The organism is Chryseobacterium sp. Leaf394 (assembly GCF_001424105.1).
Classification (GTDB): domain Bacteria; phylum Bacteroidota; class Bacteroidia; order Flavobacteriales; family Weeksellaceae; genus Chryseobacterium.
Genome location: NZ_LMQH01000002.1, coordinates 39287 through 61989 on the forward strand (window position 1 = coordinate 39287; position 22703 = coordinate 61989).

13 protein-coding genes are annotated in these 22703 nt (G+C 36.0%); 2 read left to right on the forward strand and 11 right to left on the reverse strand.

Features of this window, described 5'->3' with window-relative positions:
• Positions 1-66: 66 nt before the first annotated feature.
• The 9 genes from ASG21_RS00215 to rimP all read right to left on the reverse strand — a co-directional run bounded on the left by ASG21_RS00215 (position 67) and on the right by rimP (position 15744).
• The gene (locus tag ASG21_RS00215) at positions 67-711 is read right to left on the reverse strand and encodes a hypothetical protein (protein ID WP_128414171.1); all 645 of its coding nucleotides are present in this window, start codon (positions 709-711) and stop codon (positions 67-69) included.
• A gap of 19 nt (positions 712-730) precedes the next feature.
• Positions 731-1501: a hypothetical protein gene (locus tag ASG21_RS00220; protein WP_056074439.1), complete on the reverse strand. Its 771-nt coding sequence runs from the start codon at positions 1499-1501 to the stop codon at positions 731-733.
• 18 nt (positions 1502-1519) lie between these two features.
• The gene (locus ASG21_RS00225; protein ID WP_056074441.1) at positions 1520-3067 is read right to left on the reverse strand and encodes a RagB/SusD family nutrient uptake outer membrane protein; all 1548 of its coding nucleotides are present in this window, start codon (positions 3065-3067) and stop codon (positions 1520-1522) included.
• A 19-nt stretch (positions 3068-3086) separates the two neighbouring features.
• Positions 3087-5951: a SusC/RagA family TonB-linked outer membrane protein gene (locus tag ASG21_RS00230; RefSeq protein WP_056074443.1), complete on the reverse strand. Its 2865-nt coding sequence runs from the start codon at positions 5949-5951 to the stop codon at positions 3087-3089.
• Positions 5952-6396: 445 nt separating this feature from the next.
• The gene (locus ASG21_RS00235) at positions 6397-7626 is read right to left on the reverse strand and encodes a RagB/SusD family nutrient uptake outer membrane protein (RefSeq protein ID WP_241773427.1); all 1230 of its coding nucleotides are present in this window, start codon (positions 7624-7626) and stop codon (positions 6397-6399) included.
• A 152-nt stretch (positions 7627-7778) separates the two neighbouring features.
• Positions 7779-10607, reverse strand: a complete 2829-nt coding sequence (locus ASG21_RS00240; RefSeq protein WP_056074447.1) for a SusC/RagA family TonB-linked outer membrane protein — start codon at positions 10605-10607, stop codon at positions 7779-7781.
• Between the two features lie 306 nt (positions 10608-10913).
• A complete protein-coding gene (gene infB / locus ASG21_RS00245; RefSeq protein ID WP_056074449.1) occupies positions 10914-13898 on the reverse strand; it encodes a translation initiation factor IF-2 in 2985 nt (994 codons plus the stop codon).
• 72 nt (positions 13899-13970) lie between these two features.
• Positions 13971-15206 (reverse strand): transcription termination factor NusA, encoded by a 1236-nt coding sequence (gene nusA / locus ASG21_RS00250; protein ID WP_056074451.1) that lies wholly within the window; start codon positions 15204-15206, stop codon positions 13971-13973.
• A 70-nt stretch (positions 15207-15276) separates the two neighbouring features.
• Positions 15277-15744, reverse strand: a complete 468-nt coding sequence (gene rimP, locus ASG21_RS00255; RefSeq protein WP_056074452.1) for a ribosome assembly cofactor RimP — start codon at positions 15742-15744, stop codon at positions 15277-15279.
• 305 nt (positions 15745-16049) lie between these two features.
• Here rimP and ASG21_RS00260 point away from each other — a divergent pair, with 305 nt between their 5' ends.
• Complete coding sequence (locus tag ASG21_RS00260; RefSeq protein WP_056074620.1) at positions 16050-18803, forward strand: fibronectin type III domain-containing protein; 2754 nt, start codon at positions 16050-16052, stop codon at positions 18801-18803.
• Positions 18804-19145: 342 nt separating this feature from the next.
• Positions 19146-19304, forward strand: coding sequence for a type VI secretion system tube protein Hcp (locus ASG21_RS19800; RefSeq protein WP_082482306.1), 159 nt, complete (start codon positions 19146-19148; stop codon positions 19302-19304).
• An 881-nt stretch (positions 19305-20185) separates the two neighbouring features.
• Here the strand turns inward: ASG21_RS19800 and ASG21_RS00265 are convergent.
• Together ASG21_RS00265 and ASG21_RS00270 are read right to left on the reverse strand one after the other, a co-directional pair.
• Positions 20186-22126: a HEPN domain-containing protein gene (locus tag ASG21_RS00265; protein WP_056074454.1), complete on the reverse strand. Its 1941-nt coding sequence runs from the start codon at positions 22124-22126 to the stop codon at positions 20186-20188.
• Positions 22127-22324: 198 nt separating this feature from the next.
• On the reverse strand, positions 22325-22703 hold a 379-nt coding region (locus ASG21_RS00270), incomplete at its 5' end, for a helix-turn-helix transcriptional regulator (RefSeq protein WP_082482318.1).

Sequence of the window (22703 nt, forward strand, 5' to 3'; positions counted from 1 at the left end):
AGCGCAATAAAAAGCCCTGCAAAAAATTTGCAGGGCGGAATAAAAAATAATTCAAAAATATGATTTTTAGTTCATTAATTCCTGGAGGAATTTTTTGTAATCTTCATCCGTTTTAAGTTTATTTTTCCGTGAGATGGTCGAAATTTTTTCTTTTTTAGCGGAAAAATTTTCTTCAAGATCACTTTTCTTAAAAGGAATCAGCTTACCCGTATTTGCGTCATGTAAAAAATAATCAGGTTTAGTGCTTACAAATCTAGCTTTTGTAGCCTGACCGTAGCCATTCTCCGAAGCTTTTGCTGCGATGAATCTTACTGTTTCTTTTTTTACGACTGAATACTCATTAATCTTATCAGAAACCTTGATATAATATTTATCATTGATTAAAAGCACTACATATCTATTATCAAAATGGAATTCTACTAGCTCCTTTGGAACTTTAAAATAATCCTCATTTTTTTTTAGAACAATTTCATCCTGATAAACATTATAGCGCAACAGGTGAATGCCGTCTTCACCAAGAATTTTCGATGGAAGAAATTTGTCTTCCAGGAAAGGAGAACCTTCGTAGTCACTATTGTCCAAAACCGTTTTATCAATTTTATCCAATGCATTTACCATTAATCTATTATGATGAATACTGTTCAAAACCGTACTCTGACCAAAATAGATATGACTGAAGATTATGCAGATTCCAACACTGATGCGAATCATATTACAAGGTTTATGGTTGTTAGCTTCCCTGAATAATATCTGTAACATTAGCAAAATTACCAGCGCTTACAAAAGGAGTGTAAACTAAAGTAATTTTTCTAGTACAGAAGTTAATTACTGAAGGAGTTGTAGTTACCTGTCTGATACTTACCATTCCGTAAGTTGGATGCATATAACCTGTTTGCTGATTAGCAAATGTTACATTTCCAGTTGATGGGTCATACTGTATCTTAATATCATAACCATTTGCATAGTAATTTTTAAGCAATAAAGTATTTGGCTCAGCTCCTTGCTGAATCTGCTGAGGATAAGTGCCACCAAAGAATGGCTGAGTAGCTGTAAATGTACCACCCATAAAATAGGTAAGAGGACATTTTAGAGCAACTGTCATTGTATGAACAGGATTTAATATTCCGTTTTTAATAGTTGGTGACTGCAATCTGAAAACTGCATTTTTTCCCTCAGGACTTGCACCTGACTCTAACAACTTTAAAGAAATCGTACCGTCGAATCTTCCTGACGGATTGCTGGCTCCCATGAATTCAAAGTCTATCCCTTCCTTCAACTGAGAAGTCGGATCTACAACTAATCTCACTTCGGCATTGTCTACTTTTGCTAAAGTTCCATACTTTACCTCAACAATTTTAGAACCACTCCCCTGATCAACAAGCTGTTGTGATGTAGAATTGATAAATGTGAGTACAGGTTCATCATCATATATAATCTTTTCGTTTGAGCAAGATGCGGCAAACGCAAGACCTAATAAATATAAGTATTTAGTAATTTTCATTTTTTGAATAATTAATGATTAGTAACCAGGATTTTGTACAATTGTTGGATTCCCCTGAGTTTCCGGTCTAGGGATCGGAAGGGATTTCATTCTATAGTCTGTAATTGGAATTGTAACCGGAATTGTCTTAAGATCATCAGTAGGATCTCTGTCAATTGCAACACCCGCTGTTTCTCCAAGTCTTTTTAAATCAAGATACCTGTGCCCTTCCAGATAAAGCTCTTTTCTTCTTTCTAACAAGATATCTGTATAAGCCTGTGCCTTACTTGTATAAACAGGTAGTGCAACAGGAGCCAAATAGTTTCTGGCATCTCTTACTGCCTTAATTCTTGTAGCTGCACCGGCAAAATCTCCTTCTTCTACCGCACATTCAGCTAAAATAAAATAGATTTCTGATAATCTAAATACTTTCAGATCATTTCTGGTTGTCTGATTGGTTTTACCTGGATATTTATCAATAATTAAAACATCCTTTACTCTATAATCAGGGATAGTTGCATAACTGGTATTTACAGTTGATGTGTGGTCTAAATAAGCAAATCTTCTGATATCACCATTAACTGCAGATAGAAGGTTATATGTTTTTCTACCCATATCATATAAAACAGAACCTGAACTGTTTGACTGATTTGTATTAAATAAAGTACCAATGTTACCCCAAGCACCTGTAGTTGGTCTACTTAGTGCAAAGATGATTTCGCCTTGTGAAGTATCAACCCACATTCTTTTATAAGGATTTGTAGTTGCCAATGCATTAAGGCCTCCGTGGGATGTTGCATTACCGAACGCTAAGCCTGTAGGCACTGGCGTGGCTGCTGTCAATGATAGACCTGAACCAGAGAGTACCGCTTCTGCAGCTGTTTTAGCCTGAGGATACATTCCTCTGTAAAGATAATATCTAGCTTTAAATGCGTTAAGCATATTTCTTGTTACTCTAAGATAGCTCGCGCCCCCTACCGTGAGATTAGTTTCTGCAAATGCAATATCTGCGTCTATAGCCGCAAACACTTCAGAGTTAGCTACTCTTGGTCTCACCTCGTCTACCATCGGAATATTATCAAAAACCATTACTCCTAAAGCCGTTCCACTCTTCATGTCAGTTGAAAAGTAAGACAATAAAGTAAAATAGTTAAATGCACGAATTACTCTTGCCTGAGCTAAAATATTGTTATAAGAACTTACGTCCGCGGATGCTGGAGTCACCTTCTTTGCTCCATCCAACAATCTGTTTACTCTGTTGATTGTAGAATAATTTGAGATCCAGATACCCGAAGCATAAGGATTTGTTACATCAAGGTAAAACTGATGCGCACTTAACTGAAGTTCAGAATTTTGAGGTCCCATACCCAGTTCATCTGTAAACTGTCCTGAGAAAAATATCTCATTCGTGTTATCTAAACTACTGTACACAGCACCGTTAAGATATTTATCTAAATCTGCTGTTGTCTGAAAGGCCAATTCAGCCGGCATTTCACCATCCTGAATAATATCTAATGCATCATTGCAAGAAGAAACGCTAAATAAAGCGACTACTGCAATTACCGTTGTTTTAAACGTATTTTTCATGAATTGAAATTAAAATTTATTAAAAATCTAAATTAGCTCCTAAAGAGAACGTTCTCGGATTAGGATAAACACTTAGAGGGAAAGTTCCCAAACCTTCTGGGTCATAACCTCTCCACTTACTCCAGGTCATCATATTTTCTGCCTGAATAAATATTTTTGCTGATTTAAGCAAAGAATTATCGCTAAAAAACTTTTTAGGAACACTGTATGCCAATGTAACATTTTTAAGTCTTAAGTAAGAAGCATCAAAAAGCAGACGATCTGTAATCGCAGAAGTTGGAGCATTAAGCGCAGGTATGTCTGTTTCCTGATTTTGTGGAGTCCAGGCATTTAGCAAATCTGCAGATACGTTGTAGCCCGCTCTCATGTAAGCTGGGTTCAGTGCCCATGTCAACTGATTATCTGATCTCCAGAATTTAGCATGGAATGAAAACAATACATCTAATGAGAACCCATGATACATACTGTTGAACCCAAAACCACCCTGATATTTAGGGAAATAATTCTTTCCTGTTTTTCTACGGTCTTTATCTAAGGCCTGTTCAGATACATTTCCGTCTGAATCCAAATATAACTCATTACCATTATGAGGATTTACTCCTAAGTAGGGAACTAAGTTCCACTCATTAAGCGTACCTCCTTCTTCCAGCAATAATGAACCTGTAGAAACTGGTATTAAAAGTTTTGTAATTTTGATATCATTATAAGATCCGTTAGCAAAAAGTGTAAATTTTGCATCTGGTTTGTTAATGACATTATATCTGATTACAGCTTCAACACCCTGGTTTTGCAAACTACCATAATTTCCTTTGTACTGATACTGGCTGGTAATTGCAGATGAAGGAATATTATAGTAAAGCATATCTGTATCTTTTCTATATACATCAACATTACCTTCAAGTTTATTATTTAGTACTTTAAAATCTAAACCAACGTTTGCCTGCGTAATTTCTTCCCATTGCAGAAATGGATTAGCAATATTACTTACAAAAACACCTGGTGTGTTATTGTAGCCATTTCCTACCGCATTAAGATCTCTAACGATATTTGCACCTAACAGCATGGCATTAGTATCATCACCTGCCCCAACCACGTTAGCGTTACCCTGGGTTCCATAGGATGCTCTCAGTTTCAACATATCGACGAAAGAAGAATTCATAAAGTTTTCTTTATCAACATTCCATCTTCCACCAACAGACCAGAAAGTTCCCCATTTATTACCTGGTGCGAATCTGTAGTTTCCATCTCTTCTTATAGTCCCTGAAACACCATATTTATCGGCATAATCATAATCAACAGTTGCGAAATATGCTAATGCTCCAGCAGTAATTTTATCTGCAGAAACCGTTGGTATATAAATATCTCTAACAAAGTCCGGCGCAATATAACCTGTACCCTGTCCTATTGCAAATGTTTTAGGATCAAGACCGTTTTGCGTCTGTCCACTTGCCTGATAGTGAATTTTATTATATTCAAAATAAGCTCCCAGTCCTAAAGTATGATCTCCGAATGTTTTGTTATAGTTTGCACTGGTTACTGTAGTAAAGTTTAATTCTCTTGAGTTACGAATGGTTTCTGAGCCGCCATACTCCTGATTATTTTGAGCCGCTACAGATAAGGATAGATATGCGTTTGGATGTCTTCCTGCCATTGAATTTCCAATTTTAACATCAGCTCCAGTCCTGTTATTCAATGTAATTTCATCCGTTAATTTATAAGATGTTGTTGCACTTGAGAAGATAGAAGTTTCGTTAAATCTTCCAAATACTGACTGATCACCTTTGAGAACATCCTCCAAAACATACGCAAAATTACCAGGACCTCCCGAATTTGTTCCAATCGCATTGAAAAGATCACGACCCGTTGCATACAAACCAGACTGTAGATATGGCAATGCGAGGAAAGAACCTAAAAGCGGGTTCTGAACAACATTTCCATTAATCGCACTATTACTTTCCTGATTCAACTGATTTCTTTTGGAATATCCCATACCAACAATTGCAGTATAGTTAAACCTTTTATCATTAGATCTTCCTGTGATATTATTTCTGAAGGTAAATCTTTTGAAATTGGTATTCGGCACAAGACCTCCCTGCTCCAGATATCCAATTGAAGAATATACAGTTGCATTCTCGCCTCCAAAAGTTGTCGATACATTATGTTGCTGAATAACATCTGCTTTAAAGAAAACGTCTTCCCACTTTGTATCAATAGGATAATTTGCAATTTGATCCGGTGTAAGAGTACTTCCTAAAAGAACACCGTTATTCTTCTGAATCTGCAGCAATTCCTTAGCATTTGCAATGTTGTACTTATTTTGTGGCATGATACTGATACCTGTCATTGTTGAATAGCTCAACCTTAACTTAGAATTAAATCTTCCACCTTTCGTTTTCACAAGCAAAACACCGTTAGCACCTCTATTACCATAGATTGAAGTCGCGGCAGCATCTCGAAGAATGGAAATTGATTCAATATCTTCGGCATTTAGGTTTCTAAACTGAACAGCGCCAGTAGGAACACCATCTATCACAACCAAAGGTTCTGTATCAGCACCAATGGAAGATACACCTCTAATTACCATATCAATTTTAGCCGAACCAGGCGAACCTGAATTCGATGCAATAGTCACCCCTGGAGCAGAACCTTGAAGGGAACTTAAAAAACTAACATTGGGACGGTTTTCTAAAACCTCGGATGTAACTGTTGTATTTGCAGAAACGTCTTTTGGTTTTGTCAGCGTTCTATTGTAACCTAACACCACTACCTCTTGAATATCCTTCGTATCAGCAGTATCGGTTTTAGAATTCGTAGTTTGCGCGTTAGATAAACTGTAAAGAAAAAATAAAGCTCCAACACTTACTACTCGTAATTTCACATTCATATTAACAAATTTTAATATTTAACTTTGCAAATATGTTAAAAATTATTTAGACAGCAAATTATCTTTACTAATAAATACACTATAAACATAGAAATTAAACAATCATTTAGTTAAAAAAAAATCTATTTTTCAACAAAACAGATAGAATTACACTCATTTCATAAAACTAAAAGCATTTCAAAAAAAATTAACATACTTTAACTAAATTTAAAAATATTATTTAGAACAATTATAAATTAATGAGGCTTAGAATTTATGTATTATTTTTAAAGCAGATAAAGACTAATCAGATAAGGATCATGATGAATAGCGTTAAATGATTTTACAGAGTATTTTGAAAAATCTTTTATTAGGTGTTTTTATGCGATTATTAAAATTATTATTTATTTGAAATAAAAAAGCCGCCTTATTTTAATAAGACGGCTTTAAACTTTATATGTTTTATTTAGTTGTCATAACCAGGATTAGCAACTATTGGAGTACCAGCGATATCAGTTTCAGCTCTCGGAATTGGGAAAGCAGTTAATCGAACATCAGTACTAGCACCAGCAGGTCTTGGCACAGCATCTCCCCATCTAAGAAGATCCCACTGTCTCAATCCTTCACCTACCAATTCTTTAGCTCTTTCTGTTTTAAGCAAAGCTATGTTCACACTTGACTGAGGAGATAAACCTCTGTTTGTAAGAATCTGATTATAATAAGCGAGAGCTTTGGTAGCACTACCACCATTAAGTTCAGCTTCAATACCATTTAACACAACCTCCTCAAATCTTATAACTTTTAAATTGTCAGCTCCTTCAAGATTTGCATATTTATAAAGATAGTATTCTCCGTCTGTAAGCTCAATTAATTGTCTTCTAACATCATTAGCTGAATACTGACTAAACAAGGTATTGCTCATCACAATATTACCGTAACCATTGTAGTTATAGATATATCCTAGAGAGTTTGTTCCGTTCGCTCCGGCAACCCCTACAACCAATTCAAAAATACTGTTATTCTGCTTAGAAGCCTCCCAAGATCCAACATAAGAAGCTGCTGGCATTACTTGATACTGACCACTTGCAACAATTTCGTCAGTAAGTGTTCTTACTTTCGCAAAATCCTGCTTGTATAGGAAGAATCTGCTCATTAAAGCTTTTGCTCCATTAATTGTAAGAGTTCCGCGATCTGTACTACCTATATCATTAGCCTGCATCATTGCTAAACCTGCATTGAAATCTGATTCAATCTGAGCTTCATTCTGAGCTATAGTACCTCTACCCTGTAATGCTTTTGGATCAAATTTTAATGGTGTTACAATTCCCAAAGTACCGCCTGTATATTTTTGCCCATATAATTTTAAAAGATCGAAGAAAAACATTGCTCTTAAAACATGTGCCTGGCCAATGTGATATCTCACCGCCTGACGATCAGCATCACTACCAGTAACTGCATTAACATCCGTTCCAATAAGGATATTTGCTTTTGCTACCGCAGCATAAATCTGAGACCAGGTATCTCTGGCATAAGCATCAGCAGATGTCATTGTATAATTATACACTGTGTTGAAATAACCAGCATATCCGTTACTGTACATTTCATCTGATCTCGCTTCACCGTAAACTGTGTAATCTCTTCCCAAGTACGTTGCTGATCTCATAGATACATACATACCTCTCTGGAAGGCCTCCACCTCATTTAGACTGGTTAAGGGAGCCTGTTCAACATCTTGATAAAACTTTGTTTCAACGAAGTCTTCACTACAAGAAACAGCAGCAGTTGATACTGCAACAGCAATTAGAGCTGTTTTTAAAATATTTAATTTCATTTTAATTTCTCTTTTAATTAGAACCCAATATTTACACCAATACTATAAGTTCTCATGATTGGTAAATTTAAATTAGAAGTACCATCCAAGTTAATTTCCGGATCTAATTTTAATCTGTCATCAAAGGTATGCGTCCAGATATTAGTTCCCATCACATACAGCTGTACAGAATTAAGACCTGAGCCTCTTAAAGTACTTCCTGTAAATGTGTAAGATAATCTCGCATTACCTAATCTGATATAGTCACTGTCATACAAAAATCTCGTTGAAGCTCTGTTACTCAACTTATTTCCACCATAGATTGGTTTTGGATTTGCTGCGTTTGGATTATCCGCAGTCCAGTAGTCCATCTGATCTGCATAACCAGAATAATTTAGAGTATACTGCCCATCACTGAACATATAGTTTGCCCAATCATCATAGATTTTACCACCAAAACCGTAAGTAAACTGTGCGTCTAATCCGATACCTTTGTAAGACATATTGATATTAGCTCCACCAAAAAGTGTACTTAAAAAGCTTCCCTGTACAGCCTGCTGAGCTGCATTGTAATTGTTTGTAGTAGCACCATCAACGCCATTCAAATACCATAGAGGATCACCATTTGCCGGATCTACACCAGCCCATTTTCTAAGGTACCAAGTTCTTACACCTTCACCCACTCTCATTGTAGTAGTTCCTGTATTTACATTCCCTCCATACAATGAAGTAATTTCATTATCAAGAGTACTTAAGTTTGCGCCGACAGTTAAATTAAACTGATCTCTTGACCCTTTGAAGATATCTGCATTTACGGTAAATTCGAAACCTTTGTTTACCAAGTCTCCTACGTTATCAACATAACTACCTAAACCTTGTGCCAGTGATAACGGAATATTGTAAACTAAGTCTTCTGTCTTTTTATGATAGTATTCTGCTGAGAATGTTAATCTATTCTGTAAGAATCCAAAATCAAAACCAACGTTGAAAGGTTTGATAGTTTCCCACTTTAGGTTTGGATTATAAAACAATCTGTAATTAGCAGAAGCTAAATCATCATAATTTGCAGTATAATTAAATAGAGCAAAAGGAACAGCAGAAATTTGGTTACCTACTTTACCATAAGAAGCTCTGAATTTCAAACTTGAAATAGCATCTACTTCTTTAATAAAATTAAGCCTTGCTAAATTAACACCTACACCTGCAGACCAGAAATCTCCAGCTTTTTTACCAGGAGTAAAATTTGATAAAACGTCTCTTCTGTATGATGCATCTAGTAATACTAACTTATCAAAATCATAATGTCCTGTAAATGCATAACCATGTCTACTGGTTTCAGATCTTGTACCAGCAATAGACTGCATTTTTACAAAGTTAGAAATTGTAGATAAAGATAAAGTTCCTACCGCAGAAGCACTCGCTCTTAAATCTCTGAAGTCTGATTTATAAGCTTCCTGAATTGCTGAGAAATCGAAATTGTGCTTTTCTGCCAAATTGAAGTTATAGCTTAAGATGTTCTGAACGTTAAAATTAAAATATCTTCTTGTTCCTGAATCTGCCAGACCATTGTAATTTCTACCATCTCCGTGTAACGGGCTTGAATATTGATCTTCTTCAACATTGATATATTCCGGAGCAAATACAAATCTGTACTTAAGATTTTTCAGGATGTCATATTCTGCATACATATTACCAAAAATTCTCGCCGTTTTTGCTACCTGAGAATTTAAATCCAATAATGCTGCATTATTAAACAAGCCATTAGACATACGTCCGTTTCCTTCCCAATAATAGCTTCCATCAGCATTGTACAAAGGATCAGTTGGTCTAAGGAAATATTCCCCTAAAATTGGATTTGCAAATCCTCCACCGTTTCCTAAAGTTCTGATTTTACTGTAAGATAACTGAAGGTTTGTACCAAATCTCAATTTATCAGTAGCTTTTACATCTAATTTGTTAGTAAACGTTAATCTGTTAAAAGAAGAATTTTTAATGATACTGTTTTGATCGAAATAGTTGATTGAGTTATAATAACTAATTTTTTCATTACCTCCGGAAACACTGAAATCTGCATTCTGAACATATGCCCCTTTTCTTGAAACTGCATCTCTCCAGTTTGTATCAGCACCTGAATTATAGATTGTTGCTGCCGAAGCGCCTAACCCTCCCCCAGCAATCACATTCTTTATTGCATCAATACTTCCATAAGATGGATATGCATTTAGAACCTGAGCTGCTACTAAATCCTGATACTGCTGAGCATTCAGACCTCTATAGCCTTCGATCGCTCTGTCACTCACACCATGATTAAAACCTATATTGAATCTTGGTTTTCCTGATTTACCCGCTTTTGTAGTAATAATAATAACACCCGCACCTGCATCAGCACCATAAACCGCTGTAGAGACCGCATCTTTAAGAACGGTTACAGTTTCAATATCATCTGGGTTTAAGTTAGCTAAAATATTTGCTGATGTACTATTTCCAGTTAAATCTCCAGAAGAAACCCTCACGCCATCAATCACGTATATAGGCGTTACACCTCCATTGATAGAAGCAACCCCTCTTACTCTCACAGAAGCAAAACCTCCTGGCTGTCCAGAAGTAGATCCTGTTTGCACACCACTCACTCTACCTTGCAATAACTTATCAACAGAAGCAACCGGCACATCATCAATTGCCTTTGCTCTCATTGTAGAAGTAGCGCCTGTAATCTCTTGAACAGCTCTTTTCTGTCCAAACCCCACCATAACTACTTCTTCGATCTGCTGCTCCTGCACAGTGTCGTTTTTAATGTTTTGAGCCATTAAAGCATGTCCAGTGAAGAACAAAACACCGGCGCTTAGCACCTTAAATTTAACATTCATATTAACATTATTTTAATATTTAACCGTGCAAATATGTTAAAAAATCATTAACACTACAAAAAGCTTCTAAAAACATATTAAAAACCAATGCTTTATATAACAATCTTAAATACTACCTGATTCAGACATATGCAATAAAACAAACATTTGTTTAGTTTTATTTCAATTTTTATTCATCTTTAATCCGATTAAATCATACCAATCTTTTTAAATTTTATTATTTAGATTCAATACAAATTAATCTCAGTCTGTTATGAAAAAGCCACCTTCTATTGAAAGGTGGCTTTAATTTATGCGATGAATAGCTTATTTCAGCTTTTTCTTAACAGCAACTTCTTCGTAAACTTCAAGAATATCGTTCTGCTCGATGTCATTATAACCTTTAAGGTTTAATCCGCATTCGTAGCCTTTTGTAACTTCTTTTACGTCGTCTTTGAAACGTTTTAAGCTTTCAAGTTCACCGTCGAATTTCACGATGCCGTCTCTCAGTAATCTTACTTTAGACTGTCTCGTTACTTTACCGGTAAGAACCATACAACCTGCAATCGTTCCGACTTTAGAAATTTTGAATACTTCTCTGATCTCTACGTTACCGATTACCTGCTCCTGAATTTCCGGAGAAAGCATTCCCTCCATCGCTTCTTTTACTTCGTCGATAGCTTTGTAGATGACAGAATATGTTCTGATCTCGATTTCTTCTCTGTCTGCAAGCTCTTTTGCATTGGCACCGGCTCTCACGTTGAATCCGATGATAATAGCATCTGAAGCTGCAGCTAAATTGATATCAGATTCAGTGATCTGCCCAACACCTGAGTGGAGGATTTTCACGCTGATTTCTTCAGTTGACAATCTCTGTAACTGATCAGAAAGGGCTTCTACAGATCCATCCACGTCACCTTTAAGGATGATATTCAATTCCTTAAATTCACCTAAAGCAATACGTCTACCCAATTCTTCAAGTGTCGTATGTTTCTTGGTTCTGATAGAAAGTTCTCTTTGAAGTTGCTCTCTCTTGTTAGCGATCGCTTTACCTTCACTTTCGTCGGCGTAAACTCTGAATTTATCACCAGCAGTAGGCGCTCCGTCCAATCCTAAGATTGTTGCCGGAATAGATGGACCTGCTTCTTCAAGATTTTTCCCTCTTTCGTCAAGCAAAGCTTTAACCTTACCATGATTTTTACCTGCTACGACGTAATCTCCAACTTTTAAAGTTCCGGTCTGTACCAACATCGTTGCAACATAACCTCTACCTTTATCTAATGATGCTTCAATTACAACTCCGTTTGCTGAACGGTCCGGATTAGCTTTAAGCTCAAGCATTTCCGCCTGCAATAATACTTTCTCCAACAGTAGATCCATATTATTACCCATTTTGGCTGAAATTTCCTGTGCCTGAACATTTCCACCCCACTCTTCTACCAAAATATTCATTCCAGAAAGCTGCTGACGGATGTTGTCAGGATTTGCATTTGGCTTATCTACTTTGTTGATTGCAATAATCATTGGTACACCAGCCGCCTGTGCGTGAGAAATTGCTTCCTTCGTCTGTGGCATTACGTCATCATCGGCAGCGATTACGATAATTGCAATATCGGTTACCTGTGCACCTCTCGCCCTCATTGCGGTAAAGGCTTCGTGACCCGGTGTATCTAAGAATGTAATTCTCTGACCATTTTCCAGTTTCACATTATATGCACCGATGTGCTGTGTAATTCCTCCTGATTCACCAGCGATAACGTTGGTTTTTCTTACGTAATCCAATAGTGACGTTTTACCGTGGTCAACGTGACCCATCACCGTTACAATCGGAGCTCTTGAAACAAGAGTGTCTTCTGTATCGACTTCGTCATCAGCTTCTGTATCTTCAAGATCAGCATCTGAGAATTCAATTTTATAACCAAATTCGTCTGTTACCAACAGCAATGTATCAGCTTCCAGTCTTTGGTTCATGGTAACCATTACTCCTAATGAGAAACAAGCCGAAATTACTTCTGTAGGAGAAACGTTCATCAAACTTGCCAGTTCACCAACAGTGATGAACTCGGTTACTTTTAATGTTCTGTCTGCAGCATCAATTTCCTGCTGACGCTCATCCTGCTCTCTACGGTAAGATCTTTTGTCTTTTCTGTGCTTGGCAGATTTAGATTTACCACCTTTATTGGTAAGTTTTTCAAGAGTTTCCTTGATTTGGTTTTTAACCTGCTCATCGGTCAGTTCAACAGGCATAGTTCTTTGCCCCGGTCTGTTGTTGTTTCCGAAACGGTTTCCGCCACCCTGACCCGGACCACCTGGACGGTTGCCACCTTGCCCTGGAGGACGGTTACCCTGAGGGCCACCCGGACGGTTTGGACCGCCCTGACCTGCTGGTCTGTTCCCCTGATATCCACCACCCTGACCTGGAGGACGGTTTCCTCCCGGACCATTCTGGCCCTGAGGACGGTTTTGTCCACCCTGTTGGTTATTTCCGCCTTGGTTATTTCCGGTATTTTGGTTCGGGCCACCTGGCTTTTCAATTCTCTTTCTTTTCTTTTTAGCTCCTGGACCGGTCTTTGGTGCAAACTGAGTTAAGTCAATTTTTTCACCAACGATTTTTGGTCCGTCTAATTTCTGATAAACAGTCTCAATCTTCTGAGATTCCGGTTCAGCAGGAGTTTCAGTTTTTGTTTCTTCCGGCTTCACTTCCGCTTTTGTTTCTGCTGGTTTAGTTTCCTCTGCTTTTACCTCTTCTTTTGCAACCACAGGCTTTGGAGTTTCCTTTACAGGCTCTGCCGGTTTTTCAACTGGTTTCTTTTCTTCCTGCTTTGGCTGTTCTTTTTTCACAGGTCTGCTTTTAGACTCAATTTGTGAAAGATCAATTTTGTCAAGAACTTTAAATTCCTGTTTTTCCGGAACAGGTTTCTGTTCAGGCTCTTCTTTTGGCTGCTCAGGTTGTTCCACTTTCTGTGGTTCCGGAGTAACAGCTTCCGGCTCTGGCTTTTTACCTTCCAGATCTATTTTACCTAAAATTTTAGTTTCAGGTCTGTTTGATTTAGCTCTTATTACTTCAGGGGTTTTCTTTTCCTCAATTTCCAGTTTTTCTTCCGGAACTTTGGTGATCACCACCTCATGGGAAGCCTTTCTCTGTTCGCCGTCTTTGGCAAACTCAGCTTCCAATGCAGAATATGCCGCTTCTTCTAATTGAGCGTTAGGATTGGCTTCAACCTCAATACCCTTCGACTGTAAAAACTCTACTAATCTGGATGTTGAAATATTGAATTCCTTTACCGCTTTATTTAATCTAATTTTTGGCATCTAATATTTTTACTGTTTTCTAATTTTTAAAATTAAAGTATTTTATACTTTTCCGGGATTATCAACTCATGATCAGTCTTCAAATTCTTCTTTCAGAACTCTCTTCACGTCCTCAATTGTTTCCTCTTCAAGATCTACCATATTCAGTAAAGTCTGTGTATCTTTATCCAATACCGATTTTGCTGTGGTAAGACCCACCTTCCTGAATTCTTCCAATACCCATGCTTCGATATCGTCATCAAATTCTGTCAATTCTACGTCATCATCTTCGCTGGCTTCTCTGTACACATCAATTTCGAAGCCACTCAGCCATGACGCCAATCTGATGTTTTGTCCCTGCTTACCAATTACCTTTGAAATTTCTTCCACCGGTGTATAAACCAACGCATAATTGGTTTCTTCGTTGATGTCGATTTTATTGATGATCACATTCCCCAAAGCTCTTTTTACCAAAAGCTCAGGATTTTTTGCCCACTGGATAACGTCGATGTTTTCGTTTCTCAATTCTCTTACAACTCCGTGAATTCTTGAACCTTTCACACCAACACATGCTCCCACCGGATCTATTCTGTCGTCGTATGCATCTACGGCGATTTTTGCTTTTTCACCTGGAATTCTCACTACTTTTTTCAGCATGATTGTTCCGTCCTGGATTTCAGGAATTTCCAGCTCCAATAATTTCTCCAAAAATTTAGGTGCTGTTCTTGAAATAATAATTTGCGGTTTAGAACCTTTAAAATCAACACTTTCAACAATAGCTCTGATGCTTTCTCCTTTTTTGAAGAAATCTGAAGGAATCTGGTTTTCCTTTGGAAGGATAAATTCATTTTCCTCATCATCCAGAAGAATAACGTGTTTGTGACGGATGTGGTGAATTTCACCGATCACAATCTCGCCTATACGGTCTCTGAACTGCTCGTACAACATTGCGTTGTTGTGCTCCTGAAGTTTTGTAGCCAAAATCTGCTTCAGCGTAAGAATATTTCTTCTTCCTAACTGAGCAACAGGAATTTCCATTGTAAAATCTTCGCCTACCTCGAATGTAGGGTCAATTTTCTTCGCTTCAGAAATTTCAATTTCAAGATCATCGTCTTCAGACATTTCGTCTTCCACGATTGTTTTATTTAAGAAAATCTGAAAATCTCCTTTATCAGGATTTACAATTACATCAAAATGATCGTCAGAATCATATCTTTTTCTCAAAAGAGTCTTCAGAGCATCCTCAATAATTGCCATAAGATCAATCTTACTGATCCCTTTTTCGTCTTTAAAATCACCAAAGGATTCAATCAACGCTATATTATCCATATCTGTTATATAATTGATAAATGATGAATGATTATTTTCTCTTAAAATCAATAACCGTTCACCTTTTTAGTTAAAATTTAATTACTACCAGTGCTTTTTTGATTTCAGTGTACAGAATTTCTTTTTCTTCCACTGCATCTACTTTGCCTTTACCTACTTCTTTAGGTTTTCTGTAACGAAGAATTAATGTGATTTTTTCTTCATCTACCTTTGCCAGTTCACCTTCGATTTTTTCAGAATTTTCAAACATCACTTCGATTTCTCTTCCAATGTTTTTCTGAAACTGTCTTGGCGTCATCAAAGGCTCGCTCAATCCCGCAGACATTACCTGAAGGCTGAAATCATGCTCTTCACGGTCCATGTTAAATTCAATCGCGCGGCTTGCATCCAGACAGTCCTGCACCGAAACTCCGTTGTCTCCATCCAGGATTACCGTGATATCGTCTCCTGTTGAGATTTTTAAATCTATTAAAAAAAGATCTTCTCTTGTTGCGAGAAATTCATTTAATAAGTCTTCAATTTTTTTTCTAAACTCCATACGTTATACTACTGGTTTACAGTACGAAAAAAGGCTTTCTTTTCGAAGCCTTTCCATTTTTTCCCGTAAATCTTGTGCAAATATAAGATATTTTTTAAGAAAATACAAATAAGTCTAATTATCAGAATGATATATGTAGCGAGATATCAGCCTCTTCCTCAAATTTAATCTAAAATTCATAATAAAAAAGTCATTTGCCAAAAATCATCACTTTAATTAAATATCATTTAACAGCTTTGTAACAGTGCCGTAATTTCAGGATGGTAGTTTTGGCCAATCAAAAATTAAATCCTAAAACCTCTTTTATGAAACATTATCTACTGCTGCTGTGCTGCTTTGTCACAAGCTTATGCTTTGGGCAAACCATAGTTCCGTATCTTCAAAATCCCACCCCAAGTTCAATGATTGTAAACTGGAAAACGTCTTCCAACAATGAGACAACGGTTTACTACGGAACTTCACCCACCAACCTCAACGTTACTGTTACCGGAACCACCAATGTCTTTACAGATACCGGATACAGCAACAATTATTATTATCACACCGCGAAAATTACCAACCTACAACCCAACACAAAATATTATTACAAAACCAAAACAGGAACTTCTGAATCTGCAGTGTACAATTTCCGTACGCTTCCACTTCCGGGACAGGCTGTGACTGCCAACGGAAAAATCAGATTCCTGATTATGGGAGACAACCAGTTAAAGAACGAGCCGAGATACGATTCTTTAAACCTCCATGCCTACAAAAAGATTAAAGAAAGATTTGGAGTAAATAATGATCCTTCAGACAATATTGCCCTGACTTTCATGGTGGGAGATCAAGTGGATGTCGGGACACTTGATCACTACGAAAATGTTCACTTTAAAAAAAATCAAAAACTGTCACCTTATCTTCCTATTCAAACGACTGTTGGTAATCATGAAACGTATGGAACATTGGGAATGAGCTCTTACTACGCACATTTTTTCATTGACGAGCTGAGTTATAAAAATATCAGTTCAGGAAATGAAAATTATTATGCCCAACAGGCCGGAAATGTTTTGTTTGTAAGTTTAAGCTCAGAACATACCGGATCTGCACAACAACAATGGCTTCAACAGATTCTTGCAGCTGCAGCGACTGACAGTACAGTTCAATGGATTATTTCTTTAAGCCACAGACCTTATCAGGCAGAGCAATATGTAGGAGATATTTCTACATGGGTAAGAAACACAGCCGTACCAATGTTAACAGCTTCAGATAAATATGTAATGCACATCGGCGCTCACCACCATCTTTATCACAGAGGTCAACTGAAAAATTCACCAAATTACCAGATTATTTCCGGAGGAACTGCTTGGGATCAGTATTGGGGAATGTCTAATGAGCAGGATTTTGACGATGTACAAAAAACTTTGACAGACTGGACTTACCAAATTATCGAAGTTGACGTAAACACCGGTAAAATGGATATTGAAAGTTATTCCATAGGAAGTATTTACCAGCAGAAAAACAGCGTGACTGTTGACAGTTTTCACAGATATAAAAATCAGGCTAAACCGGCTAAACCATCTGTCACTAATACGTTTACAGCACCTGTGACACTCCCACTTACTTTGAACGGAAGCGCTTTTTCTACCACTACACCAGAATTACTTAATACGACACAGTTTCTTATCAGTAAAACGGCTGATTTCTCTGTGATTGACAAAGAATTCTACCGTGATTTTGAAAACTGGTACGGGAAAGACGGAAACGGAAACCCTGATGTCACCAAAAACCAAAATGCTGGTGTAGATATTACGAAAGCCACCATCGCTGCCAACTCTATAACCAACGGGATTTATTATGTAAAAGTAAGATACAGAGACCGTAATCTTGAGTGGAGCGACTGGAGTGATGTGAAATCTTTTGAGGTTACCGGAAGCGTTGTTTCGAATCCTGCTTTAACTTTAAATAAAACAGAATATCTGCAGAATGAAGCCATTCTTGCAACCTATACAGACGGCCCCGGAAATCAGCAGGACTGGGTAGGAATTTATAAAAAAGGACAAAATCCATCCGCAGTAACGTCTCAGGGATACAAATATACGAACGGACAAACTTCAGGAATAGCCAATTTCAATACAGGACTTGCCACCAAAGGACAATATTTCGCAGGTTTCTTTGCCAATAACGGATATACAGAAATTACAGGAAGAAAAAGTTTCTACGTGGGACCAAAAGTGGTTCTTCAAACTACAGCAGATTCTTATCCGGTAGGCGGAACAGTAGTTGTAAATTACTCCAACGGACCCAATCTTACCAATGACTGGATCGGGATTTACAAAATGGGACAGGTTCCGGGATCAGCCAATCCATCTGCAACCTGGAGCTATGTAACCACCGCCGCAGGAACTAAGAATTTCACGGGATTGCCGAAGGGATATTACTATGCAACCTACCTTTTGGAAGACGGCTACACGCAGATCGGGGAAAAAGTTTTCTTTAAAGTTGGAGACATTGTTACTGATCTCTGGATCAACAAACCTGTCTATACTTTAGGAGAAAATATCACCGCTTCATGGACGGATTCTCCGGGAATCATCAAAGACTGGCTGGGAATTTACCCGCAATCTGTGCAGACTCCGAATGATCAGTTTACATCATATACTTATTTTGACGGAATTACGCAGGGCAACAAAACCATCACAGGAAACGTAAACGGTGTGCCGACAACTACCGGAAATTACTATATGGTTATGTTTACCAATGATTCCTACACAGAAGTTTCAAACAGAGTTTCTTTTGAGGTTGTGGGAGCAACCCTTGGAACTGCTGAAACCACCAGCAAAACAGAGAAAAATGTGATTCTCTATCCGAATCCATCAAAACCGAGACAGCCTACTTTCATTAAAAGCGACTATCCTATTGAAAAAATTCAGCTTTTATCGGCTGCAGGACAGCTTTTGTATGAAACCAAAAATGTGAACGATCAGAAATTTACTTTAGTCAATGAAAATCTACCAAAAGGCGTTTATTTTGTGAAAGTTCATACCAGAAAATTATTTACTTTAAAACTAATTGTTGAATAGTTTTAGTTTTAATAATTATAAATAGACTTCGGCAGTTTTCGTCTTAATGAAGAAAATCAGAATTAAATATCCATCCGCTTTGCAAATAAATTTTGCAGAGCGGATTTTTTTGTTGTCAAAAGAAATTTCAAGCTTTCAACTTTTTTAACTTTAAATAATATAGACCTAGATATGTACAAAAGAAGTATTGAAAGATCAATTCGATAAAGAAAAATTTGCACAAAAAATCATAGTTATGATGAAATCGTAACAAAACTAAAAGCAATTACCATGATACTCAATGCATCCAAGACGTAAAAGGGAAAAAAAAAGAGATAAAGTTTCTGTCGTAGAGAAAACAAAATTAAAATAATTGCCGTGAGCCACGACATCACGTTTCCAAGAGACGCAGCGAGTGGACTTCCTAGCGGATCAGTAATGCACAAACCTATAATTATTACCAAAACATTAGACAAATCAAGACGTTACTTTACGATGCACTTTGCAGTAATGAGCAAATGACGGAGTTCGAGTGTCAGTTCTGGACACCACAAAAATGAGCTGCTGCTAGAGTGGGAACTGAAAAACAGCATTACACCATCAGACGTACTAATGCAAGCATGTCGGATATTAAATTCAGAATGCCAGCAATAAAAATCCGGAATTGGTAAATCTCGCAGAGTATGAAGAAGTTTCATCTACCTACCAGAAAATCGAATGAATCTGGACTGATGGAGGAATTGTGGGAATGGATGACTGGTAATAATATTTGGAACAAGTATTTTTGGTGATTGAAAAAGTAATTCTAATATAAAAACTCTTAAACTATATAGTGAAAGGTAGGTTTATCGCAACAGTATTTTATATCCCAATTTTTTAAAAAATAACGCTAAAGTAGTAGTGGCATTCAGTCGCATTAAGTACGCTTTATCATGCCTTTATCTACGCCTTATCTACACTTAAAAAAAAACTGTGAAATAGACTAAAAAATTACATATTTAATAACGCAATTTTAAAAAATACCTATTATAAATTAGAAGTTTCTGCACAACAATTGCAAACGTAGCACTCACCACTTAGAAGGAAGAATTTTGATTACGAACTTATCACTTCCGACACTTCCTACAGCAAAAGTAAAAGAGCGAAAGTCGTAATAGACTATTGCTAAATATAATAAAAAGAAAACAAAGGAATAGTTTCAGATTATGAAGCACAAGTTAAAGCCATACTGTATCAATAAAAATCTCCACCTTTCAGGTAGTATTTTTATTGATAAACTTGTTTATTAAAATCTGCAACAATGATTAAATGGCTTTCTTTTTTTCCTTTTTTCTTTTGGAAATAATTGAATTGAGAAAGACGTTATGATAAGCAAGATCCCGTGTTTTTTATTGATGTTTAAATTACTTAAATATTTGAAAGTCTTTATTTTCTAAATTCCCCAACAATTCTTGTTTTTTTAAAAATAGATTGATAATGTGGGCTGATAATGTTTTTTCCTCCACAGCGCTCTGTTGAATTAACTTTCTTATAAGATTCCCAGAATATTTTTGAATTTTCCAAACATAATATGGCAGGAGTGCATTATCAAAATGAGCGTTATGAACAATTAAGTTTCTAAAACGATAAATCATTAATATGTCATCTTTAATTCCTTGAGTTTGCTCATTTAAAACTCTTAACGTTGTCATATTGTTAGAATAAAAGTCTTGAACATTTTCAATATCTTGCTTCATAGATAAATCTCTTTCTAAGTCTTTTAATTCACTTAAGCAATCTATAAATTTATTTAAATAAATGCGTTCACCAGTTTCCGATATTAAATTTGCTTTCTTGACAAAATCTGTTGACAGATTTGGTCGCAAATCGTTTATAATTAAATGAAGATATGAATGATAGAGATCCCACCCATATTGAAATATCAACCCCTGTAATTCGCTAGAAACAATAATTTCTTGAATAAGATGAATTTTAGAATAGTTTTTATTTAAAATATCATTTTTAATATCGAATTCCAAATTAAACAGATTTTCTATTGCTATCCAATAATTTAACATTTTATCTTCTTGTCGTAAAGTTTGTTCTGCTTTGCTAAACCAGTGTATGGCGTTCTTTAATCTTGAATTCGAAATAGTTAAAGTTGATTTGTTTAAAGAGACACTGTAATCGTTTAACTCTGTGAATTTCTGCGAGAGATCTTCCAAATTAAGTGCCTCTTCGAATTTGATGAATTTGTCATTCTTATTTCGCGACCAAGTTGAATTTATACTGCGTCCATTTTCAACTACAACATATTTTGTTGTGTCAATATCTAATGTTGTTTTTGTTTTATAATGACAACTAATTAAATCTAAAATATCCTCAAGTGTATTTAATGCATCAATCAAAGATGACTTTGGCAAAAGATATTCAACTTCAACTGCCGCAATAACAACGCTTTTAGAATAATTTTTACTTTTAGACATTAGGAGTGCATCCTCCTCAGAATATCTATCATTATTTATAAATCTTCTTTGATCGATTGAGTACAGCGTAACTTTTCCAACTTCAATGTTGACCGATCCTTTTAAGCCCTCTACAACAAATAAATAGTGGACCTTTTGTCGTTCTTTATAAAAATAATTTGATAATGCCAAGAATCTCGTTTCAAGTGTGAGATTTTTCACATTACTTTTTATTTCCTTGTAATATTCATCTCTATTTGCGACACCATAATCTTCAAACTTAATTTTATGTGGAAATTTTGTTGACACATGGTGTAAAGATATATCCTTTCGCTCTCTGTAAGTATCAAAAATATTTGATGCAAAATTTATAATATCTTCTAAAACATATCCTCTCTTGAGCATTTCGACTATTATTGATTGCGAAATGATCTTTATACTATTAACAATTTCAATGTTTAATTTTGTGTTACTACAAATGAGATTTATTAATAATTCCAGACTTTTATCAAAGTAAATTCCAGCATCAAATTGTTTTTTAATATGTAGGCAGGTTTCTAAAATTAGGTTGTTTTTTTCTGTATGAAAGCTTGCCCTTAATAATTTGAAAAGTGCACCGAAATTATCTTTTATAACTCGATCCTCTTTACAATATCTATCTAATTTGTCATAAAAGTACTTTTTATTGTCAGCGTTTTTAAATTGATTTTCAGTTATCTCAGTAACGATATCATCAATTAAAATGTGAGGACTATAGAGAGATAAACCATAAGTCCTTTTCAGATAATTTTTGATTTGACTATCCCATTGACTTATCCAAAATTGCCTTTTTTCATCTATTATGTCTAAATCAAGATTTGCCTGATTCAAATCCACTGTTTGTTTTGAATTTTCTGTCACTTTAAAGATGTTTGTTAATTAGTAGTTGATTGATTGTCAAATTTATATGCAATTAAATTGTGTTTTTATCAAAACCTAAAGCAAGAATTTTTTATTGCTTTAAAAGTAATAAAAAGACAGTTATATGAAGGATTTAAAAAGGCTCAACCTAAGTTGAGCCTTTCAAATGAAAAGTAATTATCCCGAATTACTAATATCTTATTTATTGATAAGCTTTTCCAGCCTATCCATCATTTCATCTTTCTCTTTCAGCATTCTTTCGTATAATGCAATTTTTTCTTCGTGAAGCTGAACTAATTTTTCTATAGGATGAAAAGTTGGATTATGATTGATACCATTCAAAATTGACCCATTGTCGAAAGTATTTGCAATAATATTAACTGCTTGCTCTTCATCGAAATTTTGAAAAGCTTCTACAGGAATTTTAAGAGCATTTGAAATCGCTTTCAAAAGATCATCTTCAATCACATCTTTTTGCTCCAACATAGAAATTTTCTTTTGATTCCATTCCTCCCCCAAGTCAAAAGCTAAAGCCTCCTGCTTGATGCCAAGCATTTCTCTAAAGCGTTTCACATTT